This is a genomic window from Vibrio mytili, from assembly GCF_000830505.1.
GTDB lineage: Bacteria > Pseudomonadota > Gammaproteobacteria > Enterobacterales > Vibrionaceae > Vibrio > Vibrio mytili.
Genome location: NZ_JXOK01000004.1, coordinates 355,623 through 369,061, shown reverse-complemented (window position 1 = coordinate 369,061; position 13,439 = coordinate 355,623). Strand labels below are relative to the sequence as shown.

9 protein-coding genes and 1 pseudogene are annotated in these 13,439 nt (G+C 43.9%); 6 read left to right on the top strand and 4 right to left on the bottom strand.

Translation table 11 applies throughout. The features are described 5' to 3' along the window. The first annotated feature begins 1 nt into the window (after position 1). From SU60_RS02170 to SU60_RS02150, 5 genes are all read left to right on the top strand, one after another. Positions 2–613 carry a LuxR C-terminal-related transcriptional regulator gene (locus tag SU60_RS02170; protein ID WP_052481456.1) on the top strand — a complete coding sequence of 204 codons (612 nt, stop codon included), beginning with the start codon at positions 2–4 and terminating at the stop codon, positions 611–613. A gap of 204 nt (positions 614–817) precedes the next feature. Then, the gene (locus tag SU60_RS02165; RefSeq protein WP_041154095.1) at positions 818–1,411 is read left to right on the top strand and encodes a calcium-binding protein; all 594 of its coding nucleotides are present in this window, start codon (positions 818–820) and stop codon (positions 1,409–1,411) included. A gap of 68 nt (positions 1,412–1,479) precedes the next feature. Beyond that, the gene (locus SU60_RS02160) at positions 1,480–3,198 is read left to right on the top strand and encodes a type I secretion system permease/ATPase (RefSeq protein WP_041154094.1); all 1,719 of its coding nucleotides are present in this window, start codon (positions 1,480–1,482) and stop codon (positions 3,196–3,198) included. Further along, positions 3,173–4,513: an HlyD family type I secretion periplasmic adaptor subunit gene (locus SU60_RS02155; protein WP_041154093.1), complete on the top strand. Its 1,341-nt coding sequence runs from the start codon at positions 3,173–3,175 to the stop codon at positions 4,511–4,513. The genes SU60_RS02160 and SU60_RS02155 overlap by 26 nt, the downstream gene beginning before the upstream one ends. Before the next feature lie 165 nt (positions 4,514–4,678). Then, positions 4,679–5,524: a mechanosensitive ion channel family protein gene (locus SU60_RS02150; protein ID WP_041154092.1), complete on the top strand. Its 846-nt coding sequence runs from the start codon at positions 4,679–4,681 to the stop codon at positions 5,522–5,524. A gap of 69 nt (positions 5,525–5,593) precedes the next feature. Here SU60_RS02150 and fhuB read toward each other — a convergent pair whose 3' ends face one another. Genes fhuB through SU60_RS02130 form a run of 4 tightly spaced genes read right to left on the bottom strand, consistent with a single transcriptional unit; the run spans position 5,594 to position 11,422 of the window. After that, positions 5,594–7,582, bottom strand: a complete 1,989-nt coding sequence (gene fhuB, locus SU60_RS02145; protein ID WP_052481463.1) for a Fe(3+)-hydroxamate ABC transporter permease FhuB — start codon at positions 7,580–7,582, stop codon at positions 5,594–5,596. Beyond that, a complete protein-coding gene (locus SU60_RS02140; protein WP_041154091.1) occupies positions 7,582–8,496 on the bottom strand; it encodes an iron-siderophore ABC transporter substrate-binding protein in 915 nt (304 codons plus the stop codon). The genes fhuB and SU60_RS02140 overlap by 1 nt, the downstream gene beginning before the upstream one ends. Then, positions 8,487–9,272 (bottom strand): ABC transporter ATP-binding protein, encoded by a 786-nt coding sequence (locus tag SU60_RS02135; protein WP_041154090.1) that lies wholly within the window; start codon positions 9,270–9,272, stop codon positions 8,487–8,489. The genes SU60_RS02140 and SU60_RS02135 overlap by 10 nt, the downstream gene beginning before the upstream one ends. A 53-nt stretch (positions 9,273–9,325) precedes the next feature. Then, on the bottom strand, positions 9,326–11,422 hold the full coding sequence (locus tag SU60_RS02130) for a TonB-dependent siderophore receptor (RefSeq protein WP_041154089.1): 2,097 nt from the start codon (positions 11,420–11,422) through the stop codon (positions 9,326–9,328). A gap of 143 nt (positions 11,423–11,565) precedes the next feature. Here SU60_RS02130 and SU60_RS02125 point away from each other — a divergent pair. Next, positions 11,566–13,391 (top strand): annotated as a pseudogene (locus tag SU60_RS02125) (ABC transporter ATP-binding protein). Positions 13,392–13,439: the final 48 nt, after the last annotated feature.

The following is a 13,439-nucleotide window of genomic DNA, read 5'->3' as shown; positions in this document are numbered from 1 at the left end:
AATTCGGGCTCAACAGAGTTTGCAGAGTGAAAACTTTAAGGAAATGCTTTGTCAATATACAGGAACGAGAATAACCATTATTGATGTTCGAAATCCGACGTGTCATGAGGCAATTCCTGAACGGTATTTTCTATTAGTAGATTTTGCCGTAGATATCCCATCTGAAACTTTAGATTACTTGAAAGATGGTAATAAAGTTTTAGGGACAATCATGCTTAACCTAGGGTATGAACTCGATACTGAAGAGCTCGCTTCTTGGCCATATGTTAAAGGTATATTCGGTCCAAAGGATTCTTTAGAGAAATTATGCCAGGGCTTAAGTGCGATAGTAGAAGGTGATAACTGGCTTTCTAGAAAGTTGCTCGACAAGCTGATCACCTATTATCGGGGAAAGGAGTACGACAGTGTCGTAGAGCCTGCGATAGAGGTGGAGCTGACGCGACGTGAGATACAAGTTTTGAAAATGCTCAAGGATGGTGGCTCTAATATGGAAATTGCTGACTCATTGTTTATTAGTGAGCATACGATAAAGTCACATTTGTATAATATCTTTAGAAAACTAGAGGTTAAGAATAGGACGCAAGCCACGAGTTGGGCAAAACGTAATCTCTAGTACTAGAATTAAGATGCTGTTATGTAAGAAGATTGAGAGATAAAGTACCAGATAAAATTTCATTTTAACTATATTAGTTTGTAAATATCATCCCATATTCAAACTCACACTTATCTATCTGGCTATTAGACTTCAAGTGTCTGGTTCCAGTTGAAGCAAGACGAGAAACAAAAGTCTATTCAATAATAAAAGGGAGTGTGAAGAATGAGCTTGTATGACGATATTGATAACGTAATTGTTGGTTCAAATGAAAGCGATGATCTCAGCAATTTTAGTGGCGACAATGAAATGTTCATCGGCCTAGATGGCGATGATAAGATCGTTGGCGGTGGTGGTAACGATATCTTAATTGGCGGCGAGGGTGACGACAAGTTAATTGGCGGTGCTGGTAATGACATCTTACGAGGCGGCGAAGGTAACGATATCCTCAAGGGTGGTTCTGGTGAAGATATTCTTCTCGGTCTAAGCGGTGACAATATCCTCAATGGTGGCACCGGCGGTGACGTTTTAGTTGCTGGGTCAGGTGATAACTTTTTAGTTGGCGGAGCGGATACCGATCTATTCATCTTCACTGACCTATTTGGTGGTCACGGTACAGCAACAGTCGCTGACTTTACTATAGGTGAAGATGTTATTCGCATTAGTAGTAGTACAGTGAATGACTTTTCTGATTTGAGCTTTAGCTATGATGCAGCGGGTAACGCGGTATTTACTGATGGCGCAGATCTCGTAGTCAAATTAAAAGGGATTACCGAAACAGACATCGATACTTACGGTGCAGATTTGTTTGTAATCTAAAAACGCAGCAGGGTGAAAGGAGAAATCTTCTGTCACCCTGCTATAGTTTCTATTGGACGGAAGTTGTCGTGCAAAAAGAAGTTTTTAAAGAAGTTCGACAAAAACTATGGACGCTTATTGGCCTGCTAGTTTGCTTTAGTTTTTTTATTAACCTATTGGTTCTCTCTATCCCTCTGTACATGCTGCAAGTGTACAATCGAGTTCTCTCTTCTTATTCGGTGGACACCTTGGTGTTGTTGACCGTTATAGTTGTTGCTGCACTATTTACTATGTCCCTCGTTGATATTGCACGTGCTAAAGTGAGTAAGTCGTTTGGCTATTGGATGGATACCAAGCTTTCTACTTTTATGCTTAAGCGTAGTATCCAGTACCAAGTGCATACGGGGAAAAGTTTTACTTCTCAAGTACTGAGGGATATTCAAACGATAAAAGGTTTTTTAAGCAGTCAAGCACCTTATCCTTTATTAGACGCTCCCTGGACACCTCTATTTATTCTCTTTGTTTATCTGTTACATCCTATTTTGGGCCATATCGCGTTGTTGGGTTCGATCGTGCTGTTTGGATTAGGCATGCTCAATGAGTTTATGGCACGAAAAGCAATTCAGGAGAGTGAAGTTAAAGCACTTTCTCAAATAAACGAAGCAGAACTTGCGACACAAAATTCGAATTCCATCTTGGCCATGGGGATGATGAATGCTTTTTTGGAAAGATGGCAGCTTCGTGCAAATAAAATAAATACTTTAGAAGAGACGGTGGCTGGAAAAACGATTTATATCAGCAATTTCTCCAAATTTGTTCGCAGTACATTGCAAGTTGCCTTACTTGGTGGTGGTGCTTGGTTGGTTATTCAGCATGAAATTACTGCTGGTGCGATGATTGCTAGTTCCATCCTTATGAGTCGAGCGCTTTCTCCAATGGAGCAGGCTATTGGTACATGGCGCGGTGCGATGTCGGCTCGAAATTCATACCAACGTTTAAAGGATATTGAGGCAATAGTGCGACAAGACGAGTCGGACATGCCATTGCCAACACCTAAAGGGAATTATGAACTCACGGGGCTTGCGTACCGACATTTCGGTGCATCCGAACCAGTCATTTCATCAGTAACTCTCTCCATTCCCGCAGGTGTCTCTGTTGGGCTTATCGGCGCGTCAGGTACTGGTAAATCTACTCTTGCTCGACTCCTGTTAGGAAACATAAGGCCTTTAGCCGGAAAGGTGACGCTAGATGGTATGGAAGTCTCGACTTGGGCGACTGAAGATCGTGGTGATCACTTTGGCTATCTAGCACAAGAAGTGGAGTTGTTTCCTGGGACTATCAGGGAAAATATATCGCGTTTTAAAGATGAGGATCCGGCAAAGGTTATTGCTGCGGCGAAGTTGGCTGGATGTCATGAGTTAATACTGAGTAAGAACAAAGGGTATGACTTTGTTATTGGTGAACATGGCCGTGGACTGTCTGGGGGAGAGCGACAAAGAATTGCACTTGCTCGTGCTGTTTACGGTGATCCACCAGTGGTGATATTCGATGAAGCCAATGCCAACCTCGATGGTGACGGAGAAGCAGCATTCCAACGTTTAATTGCACACTTAAAGCAACAAGGTACAACGATTATTGTGATTGCTCATAGCGCGAGTACGCTCAGACAAATGGATCGCTTATTGTACTTGGCCGATGGCAAAGTCAAATTATATGGCCCACGCGAAGAAGTGCTTAAACGTATGATGGGTAAAGATAAAACTGACATTCCGAGAGTGACAAATGAGCAATCAACTGCCAACAGTTAATGATTCATCCAATGGACGTGTTTATCGTTATAGCCCCCAAGCTCAGCTGAAATTTCTACAGCCTATTTTGCTTGTCGTCGTAGCGATGAGCGTGTTTATCGGTGGTGTTGGCTTTTGGGCTGCGACTGCAAAACTAGAAAGTGCAGCTATTGCCTATGGTGATCTGTCCGTCCTCACTAAGCGACAGGAAATCCAACATCTAGAGGGTGGCATCGTCGACAAATTATACGTTCAAGAAGGCGACCTAGTTGAAAAAGGACAATTACTTATCCAATTGTCTAAAGATCAATCGATGGCGAGACTCGATGCGTTAAGTGGGAAGTATATTCATACTTTAGCGAAGGAAAATCGCCTTAGCGCGGAACTAGATGAACTGCCTTCTATTGTTTGGTCTGATGATTTGACGGCGATTCCTCGCGTTGAAGTCGTTCGCCAAGCGCAATTAGTACAAAATAAAATATTTCAAGCTAGACAACGTTACTATGAAAGCCAACTTGGGATCATAAAACAAAGTATTTCAGGCGCAAACCTAGAGCTAGAAAACCTACAGAAGACAAAAGTTATTGAAAGAGAAAGGCTGCAATTAATTAGAGAAGAGATCGCAAGCAATCAGGCATTAGTGCAGAAAGGTTTTTCGGGTAAATCAACGTTGTTGCAGTTTAAGCGTCTTGCTGCTGAAGTCAGAAGTACCTTGAGTCAGTTAGACCGCCAATCGCTTACTGTGAGTAAGAGGTTAGATGAAAACCAAGCGAAAATCGAAGAGTTAAGACTTCAGCGCATTAATGAAATAGTGGAAGCGTTGAGAGATACTCAAACTGAGATCGTCAGCATTCGTGAGGAATACCGCTCCGCGCAAGATGTAGCCGCAAGAACGTCGATTAAAGCACCGATTAGCGGACGAGTGGTGAATATGCAAGTATTTACTGAAAGAGGCGTGGTTGGATCTGGCGATACCTTGCTGGAGTTAGTTCCTCAAAACGATCAGTTGCTAGTAGAAGCGAGAGTAAACCCTCGTGATATCGACTTAATTAATCCTGGCCAGCAAGCTCATATTCGCCTCACCGCTCTAAACGCGAGAAATGTGGCTCCTTTAGATGGTACCGTTTTGACTGTATCAGCTGATAAGTTATCAGAGCCCGAACGAGAAGACTATTACCTAGCACGTGTCGCCATCTCTGAAGATGATGTGACGAAGTATCGCTTGACCTCTGGGATGAATGCAGAAGTGCTGATTCTCTCGGAGCCAAGAACGCCTTTAAGCTATTTGATTAAACCTATCACAGACAGTATGAATCGCGCTTTTCGAGAGGATTGATCTTCAGACGTTTTTTCATTCGAGTGAGTTAAAGAAAAAGGATTCAGGGCTTTTATTAGCACTGAATCCTTTTTTTTGTTTCGCTCTTCTACCGACATAGCTTTAAGTTGAAAAATTATCTGTTATGGTTGCCTATTCTGAAAAAGCTTTTTATGGAGTCCTTAAATGGAGAAAGTTCAGCAGGTTATCGATTTTCTTCTTTCACACAAAACGTTGTTTTCTCTTTTAATATTAGTAGCAATGTTGCTTATTCGTCGTGTGGCATTGTCGATGATTCGTGGTGAAGACACTCTACTTTCTGAAAAGCAACGTAGTTGGATGTCTCGTACCAAAAATGGCACTTTTACGCTTACTTTGCTTATTCTGTTTATCTTGTGGCAGTCTGAAATCAGTGAATTTGCATTGAGTGTGACCGCTATTGCTGTCGCGATCGTTGTCGCCTCAAAGGAGATCATTTTATGTTTTACTGGCTCTATTCAAAGGGCGAGTTCACGTTCATTTAGGGTTGGTGATTGGATCGAGGTTGGAACGTTATGCGGTGAAGTGATTGAGCACAACATGATGGCAACAGTGATTCAAGAAATTGACCTTTATCATGGCCAGTATCACTACACAGGTAAAACCGCCACGCTTCCAAATAGCATGTTTTTTACGTACCCGGTGAAGAACCTCAATTTTATGAAGCGTTACGTCTATCATAACTTCTCTATCGTCGTGAAAGACTTCGTCAACTTATATCCGCTTTTCCCCGCTTTAACTGACAAGATTGAAGAGCATTGCAGTTACTTCAGTGAGGTAGCTCATCGATATAACGCCATGATTGAAAAGCATGCTGGTGTGGACTTACCAGGCGCTGAGCCGCACATTCACATTTCCAGTAACCCAACGGGAGAGCAGAATGTTCATGTGATGATATTTTGTCCAACCGACAAAGCGAATCACTTAGAGCATTTGATTCGTCAGGACTTTATGGATCTCTATGAACAGCGTTTCCCACAAAGAGAAGACTAGGAACAGAGTCCGCAGCTTAGCGGCGGGCTCTGTGAGTGGACTTGGATTATCTGCTAATTATGCTTAATACTAAGCGCCCCGTAAGCGGCTCACTACTAATAAGCATAAGAAATATAACCCACCAATGATTGCCACTAAGGTGCCTGCAGCAATTTGCATTGGGTAAAGTGCCACTTGGCCAATCCAATCAGCCCATAGCATTAAGATTGCACCAATCAAACCAGCAACAACTAGCTGTGAGCGACTTTGCTGCGCACCTAACATCATTGCCATATGGGGTGCAATTAGCCCAACAAAAGAAACGGGTCCCATGGTTGCCGTAACCACAGCACACAACATAGCCACTATGCATAGTAGGACTAAACTCGCAAATTGGGCGCTAAGCCCACGAGCTTGCGCAAAACCTCGACCGATAGAAATTAATGTTAACCAGCGCGTGGTGATTAAGCTTAACGTCAACAATACCGAAACTGTAATCGCCAATAATTGTGCTTGTTCTGGTGTGACGCGATAAGTTGAACCCGCTAGCCATTGTAGGATCTTATAGCTCTCCTGCGAGCTTCGTGCCATACAAAACTGTACTAGCGCTTCGAGTAGCGCTGTGACTGCAATACCAGTCAAAATGAGGCTCGAGGGCGCATATTGATGCCGTTTACCTAGAATCAACAAAATGACTAACACGAATACACTGCCAGCCAATGCGGTCAGCCAGTTGGTGGTCAATAAGTTGTGGCCTAGAAATAAGGACGAAAACACGAGGGCAAAAGTCGCACCAGAGGATACCCCTAGAATATCTGGGCTGGCGAGAGGATTGTAGATTAAGCGCTGTAAGATACTGCCAGCCATGGCAAGGCCGATACCAGCAAATAAGGCAGTGACAAAGCGTGGATACCTTAGGCTCCATTGATACTCTGACGGCCAAGCAAAGCTCCAGGCCGTATCTGACATTTGCGTATCTGTTATTTGAAAGCCAACATGTAGGCTAATTGCAGCTAGTAAAGCACAGACCAAAGCGGTAAAGCTGATGGCGCTAATATGATTTCTATGATGTGGTAGTGAAATGGTTAGCGAATCTTGGGCCTTTAATTGCCGGCGACTAAACCATATCAATGCTGGCGCGCCAATGGCAGCGGTTGTGATACCACTAGGAATGACTTCATTGCTGGATTGACTGAGCCATACTGATAGCATATCCGTCAGAAGGAGTAATAGTGCACCGAGTAATGCACTAGAATATAACTCCATTTTTGGGGTACGTGCGCCCATGGCGCGAGCTATATTCGGAGTCAGCAAGCCAATAAAACCAATCACACCAACGGCAGTAATAGAAGCGGATACTAACCAAATACCTATTACCATCAGTAGGATAAAAGTCGGCACTACTGGTAACCCACGTGCAGCCGCGCCTTGGTGTCCGAGGCGTAACAAGGTCAAAATTCGAGGTGCAAACAGGATCAGTAAGACGGAGATAGAAAGGCGAGGTAATAGCCATTGCAGCCATTCCCAGCCATTCTGAGCCAAATCACCTGCGCCCCACATAAACACATTTTGGGCAAATTGTTCATTGAGTAGAATGATGGCAGTCGCAATCGCACCAAGTAAAATGTTCACCACCATCCCAGAGACAACCAAAGGTAAGCCCGTCATGTTTTTGGGACCCGCGATCACTAAGATTAAGCCAAAAGCGAGTAACGCTCCGCTCATCGCAGCCAGCGCGGTGTAATCTGCTATCAGGTTGGGGAACCAAATGTTGACGATAATAATAGCAAGCCAAGCACCAGATGAAGTGCCAAGAGTCAGTGGTGATGTTAATGGGTTTTGGGTAAGTTGCTGCATGAGACTGCCGACTAACCCAAGCATAGCACCGACCAGCATTGCTATTAATGCGCGCGGTAACAGGCCATAGACAAAGTTAAAATCCGCAAATGTCTCCGCTTGACTTGGCGAAAGAATCAATTGCCATTGGCCAGGAAACGTGACCTCGTTCCCCAATTGCAAGCTAGCAACAGCGGCAACAAATACCGCCGACAATAATAAAGCATAATGACGAGCTAAAATCACTGAGGTGCTACCTCAAGCAAGCTTTTCGTAATTGATTCAGCAGTATACAAAATAGACATCGCACCGCCGTAGCTCCACACTGCATCCATACCATTGACATGGCCCAGGCGTACAAAAGGCATGGCTTTCCATAAAATGGATTTTTCTAGCTCTTTTTCTTGAGGAAATGGGCGGATATAGAGCACATAACCGTTTTGGATGTTACGCAGCTCGGTTAACCGCTGTTGATTAATTCCCCATTTTTTTGCTTCTTGAGGTAATGGGTTGGTGAGACCCAAGTGATCCAACGCGTATTGCGCGGTCGAATTTTGTGTAAACAAAAACGCAGAGGTTTGATTAGAAAAACGCAAGGGCAGCACCTTAGGTAATTCTTTACCAAAAGCGCCAACTAACTCTTGCTGTAATTGGTCAAAGCGTTGTTGCATGACATCTAATTTTTTTCGCGCCAGTTCTTGTTTGCCAAACACCACGGCTAATTGTTTAAATTGCTCAATGGCAACGGCAGCTTGGTCATCTTGTTGTTCAAAATTCTGATAATAGAGCACGGGTGCAATGCGTTCTAGTTGCGGAATTAAATCTTTTTGTGCTACGGCCGCAATGATGACATCGGGGTTAAGTTGTGCGAGTTTTTCAAGGTTTGGCTCAGCACGTGTACCAACATCTGCAACACTTTTAGGAACGGCTGGCTGAACGACCCACTCGGTGTAGCCGGGTATATTGGGAGCGGCGATAGGGGTAACTTCTAACTCTAATACCTGCTCTAAAATATCCCAGTTGAGTACAGCAACGCGTTTTGGAATGGCTTCGAGCTGATGTTCACCGCGGCTATCTGTCACCGTTAAACTTGCGTGGGCATTGATTGCCATGAAGGCAAAAATACAACTAATAACAAAACGAGAGATCATGCGCATACTATAGCAACCTTATTGGTGGGTGAATCGGGAATTGGATGAGGGTGATCAATAAGTTTAATCGGCGAATGGTAAAGCTCTGATAAACGGGCTTCATCGGCAAGTAATTCAGCTTTGCCTTCAAAGGCGATTCGACCTTGTTTGAGGGCAACAATATGAGTGGCATAGCGTAGAGCGAGGTTGAGATCATGCAAAATCACGATGATACCGCAACCTTGGGTTTGATTTAGCTCTGCCAACAGTGCCATCAATTGGTACTGGTGGTGGATATCTAAAGCGGAAGTTGGTTCATCTAAAATTAATACAGGTGATTGCTGTGCTAACAACATGGCAACCCAAGCACGTTGGCGTTCGCCGCCTGATAACTCATCGGCTAGGTTGTCAGCGAAAGGAGTCACGCCAGTTTGTTCCATGGCGGCATCGATGATGTTTTCATCCTCTTTGCGCCAACGCCCGAAGGTTCCGCGCCAAGGAAAGCGGCCTAAACGCACCAGCTCACGCACACTAAGTCCGGCCGAGGTTGGCAGTTTTTGTGGTAAAAAGGCAACCTGTTTAGCGAGTTCTTTGGTTTTTAGTGATGAGAGTGCTTCGCCGTTTAGCGCTACACGGCCTTTATCAGAAGCCATCTGCCCAGACAGCAAATTCACTAATGTAGATTTTCCTGAGCCATTGTGCCCTAACACTACAGTCAGTTCATTAGTAGGGATGCTCAGTTGGTCAATGCCGAGGATTTGACGTCCACCTCGAACAACCTGAATATTAGATAGTTGAAACATGGATAGGTCTCAGAAAATGCTCCCCTCACTAAAGAGGGGAGTGGGAATAACTATTACCAGCGATAATTTGCGTTTAATACCACAGAGCGTGATTGGCCGTAGTAACAGTAGTAATCACAGCCGGATACGTATTCTTCATCAAGAATATTGTTCACGTTCAACTGAGCTTGCCATTGTGAGGTGATGTCGTAAGTGAGGGCGGCATCCCAAAGCGTTACAGATGGCACAGTTAAATCAGAACTTGCTGGGTTATCTTTAGATTCGCCAACATAACGAATGCCAGTACCTACATTCAATCCAGGAACTAAGCGATACGCGCTATAGTCTACCCATGCAGACGCTTGATGTTTTGGAATCAGGGCAGCTTGTTGTTTGCCTTTACCGTATGTTTCATCAGTTTCTGCTTTAGTGTAGGTGTAGCTCGCTAGCAACTTAACGTCATCAGTGAGTTGTGCTGCACCTTCGACTTCTACGCCTGTTGATGTGACTTCACCCGTTTGTGTAGCGACATAAGTCGTTGGATTCGTTACCAGAGCATTGTTTTGGGAGATATCGAACCATGCAACATTGATGAAGCCATCCATAAAGCTTGGCTCATATTTTACACCGACTTCTACTTGCTCACCTTTAAGTGGTTTGTAGAGTTTGTTTGTGGCTTTATCAATAGTGCTAATGACTTCAAACGATTGTGAGTAGTTAACGTATGGCGAAAGGCCGTTCTCTGCTGAGTACAAGATGCCAGCATTGAGTGAAAGCTCACTGTCATCGCGGTCTAAATTTTGATCAACAACCCCATAAGCATTCGAGCCGTGACCTTTGTTTTCGGTTTTCACCCAGTCGTAACGCGCGCCAATATTACCAATCCATTGTTCCTGGAACTTAAGTCGGTATTGTGAGTACACACTGGCTTGAGTTTTATTGATTTCACGTTCGATATTAAAATCTTTCGCAGTGTAGTTTCCGTACACTGGATTGAACGGGTTGATCGTGCCGAAAGCGTAGTCATCTTGCTCATCACCCTCCGTCTTGTGATGTTGCAGATCGACACCAATCAGTGCAGTATGTTCGGCGCTATCTGTTACCCAGTTACCAACAGCGTTATTGTCAAAGGTGAAGCTTTGGTTTTTACCATCACGAAAGACGAGTCCTTGTGTTAACTCTTCAGTAGTCGCGTCACTATTCGGGAATACGTATGAGCTTCTTAAATACAGTTCATTGGAGCCGTAGTTTGCGTTTTGTGAAAATGTCCAAGTATCGTTGATGTCATGTTCAAGTAAATAGCCAACGGAGAGCTGATTACGTTCATATTTATCGTAATCAGGTTGGCCTAAGTTAGTTGATGGGTCGACCTTACCAAAATTGGAGTGAATCAGAGTACCTGCCGCAGGGAAAAATGGGTTAGTAGGGACGCCATCATCATGAAGGTAAGTTGCCATAAGTGTCAGCATGGTTTGATCAGAAATATCGATTTCTAAACTTGGTGCAATATAGAAGCGCTCATTTTCAGTGTCATCCAGCTCTCCCTCTTGGCTGGTCATCAAGCCTACTAGGCGGTAGCGCATCGTGCCGTCTTCATTTGCCTCATCTGCGATATCAAAGCCAACGGATTGGTGGTTGTTATTACCCACTTCAACTTTGATTTCACCTTGTGGTGTGAATGTCGGTTTTTTTTGTACGGCGTTGACGACACCACCTGGCGCTGATTCTCCAAACAGAATTGCAGACGGGCCTTTTACGACTTCTATACGCTCGATACCATAGGGCTCAATCAACCAAGTGTAGTAGCCATCACGGAACAATCGGTTGCCGTTTAAATAGGTTGCGGCATCGAAACCACGAATCTTGAACCAATCCGTGTCGTTATCAGAACCGTAAGGCTGGGCAGTGACACCGGAAGTATAGCGGAGCGCTTCATCTAGTTTTTTGGGAGCACGAACTCGAAGCTCGTCTTCTGAAATAAGTGACACAGACTTAGGCGTTTCTGCTGCTGGTGTTTCCACTTTCAACGCTTGCGCAGTCACCGTCATGGTTTCCATTTCTGTCACTTCATCTTGTGCATATGCGTTTAGTGAGACCACTGCCATTACCGGTGTGAGGGCACAAGCTAAAGCTGTACGAATCGCAATAGTCAGCGAGTTATGATTTTTCATAAATTCATTCCCAAAGCTTATTTTAAATAGAAAACTTAATTGTAATTATTATCATTTGAACTTTTGTTTGCTTATTTTACTGACTTTTTGGTCAAAAGATAGTAAAACGTCAGCAAATTTAATCGTGGAAATGAAGTCGTTATATGTTTAATTGGTTTGAAAAACTGACCTTACCTTTTCCCCAGGATGAAACGCAAAAGCCACCGAATACACTGTTTGGCTTTTGCGCTTTTATACTCGAGGGTTTGAAATCCCACTGATTGTCATGGCGGTGTTTAGTGCACTCATTGCTATTACTGAAGTCACTCTGTTGCGATACATGGGTGAATTGGTTGATATATTATCCAATCAAGACCCCGCAACATTCTGGCAAGATCAAGGCGATCAAATGTTAGTGATGGTGTTCTTAGTGGCTGTAGTGATGCCCGTTCTTGGATTTGTACATTCGATGGTCATGCACCAGACTTTGCTGGGCAACTACCCAATGTCTATTCGCTGGCTTATTCATCGTTATTTGCTAAAACAAGCGGTTGGCTTTTTCCAACGTGATTTTGCTGGTCGTGTCGCAACGAAAGTGATGCAAAGCGCGTTAGCGGTAAGAGAAACCGTGATGAAACTCTTGGATGTACTTGTTTATATCAGCGTCTATTTTCTATCGATGATTTGGATGATGGGAGAAGCTGACGGGTTGCTTATGCTACCAATCGTTGTGTGGCTTGCCTTGTATATCTTGATCCAATTTTACTTTATTCCCAAGATGAAGCAGATTGCAACAGAGCAAGCTGATGCACGCTCTGTCATGACTGGTCGAATTGTAGACTCTTACACTAACATCTCGACGGTGAAACTATTTGCTCACTCACAACGTGAGTTAGAGTATGCAGAAAGCAGCATGAAGCAGTTTCTCGTCACGGTGTATCGTCAGATGCGCATGGCAACGTGTTTGCTGTTTAGTGTTGATGCAATTAACTACTTATTGTTGTTATCTATTGGGGCGATTTCTGTTTATCTTTGGTTGGATGCTGCGGTGACGATTGGTGCTATTGCTGTCGGCATCAGTATTGCGCTGCGCGTACAGGGCATGTCTAAATGGATCATGTGGGAAGTCAGTGCGTTGTTTGAGAACATTGGTACTGTCGTAGATGGTATTAGTACGATTTCTAACGATGTCGAAGTGAAAGACGTACCCAATGCGAAACCTTTGCAAATTCAACATGGTGAAATTCGTTTTGACAGAGTAGGTTTCAATTATAGCGAAGAAAAAGCCGTATTTGACAACTTGAACCTTACGATAAAACCTGGAGAAAAAGTTGGCATCGTTGGTCGTTCGGGTGCGGGTAAATCAACATTGGTTAACTTGTTACTTCGTTTTTATGATGTCAGCTCAGGTAAAATTTGTATCGATGGACAAGATATTTCTCAGGTTGAGCAAGAGTCTCTGCGCCAGCATATCGGTATGATTACTCAGGACACATCATTATTACATCGTTCTATCAAAGAAAATATTTTGTACGGTGATCCTAATGCATCGATGGAAGACGTGATTGCGGCTGCAAATAAAGCGCACGCCCACGATTTTATTCAAACGCTTAAAGATGAGCAGGGTAATGTCGGATATGACGTTGAAGTGGGTGAGCGTGGTGTGAAATTGTCAGGTGGACAGCGACAGCGTGTAGCGATTGCGCGTGTACTTCTTAAAAATGCACCAATTCTTATTATGGACGAAGCGACATCAGCGCTTGATTCTGAAGTGGAATCTGCGATTCAGGAAAATCTAGAAATATTGATGGAAGGCAAGACCGTAATTGCCATTGCGCACCGTTTATCAACGATTGCTGCAATGGATCGATTGATCGTTATGGACGATGGTCAAGTCATCGAACAAGGTTCTCACCATGAATTGCTAACACTTGATGGCGTTTACGCACAGTTATGGAAGCACCAAACGGGTGGTTTTCTGACAGAGTAACAGCGAATAAAAGGGAAGCGAGTGCTTCCCTTTTGTTGTTAAGTCCAA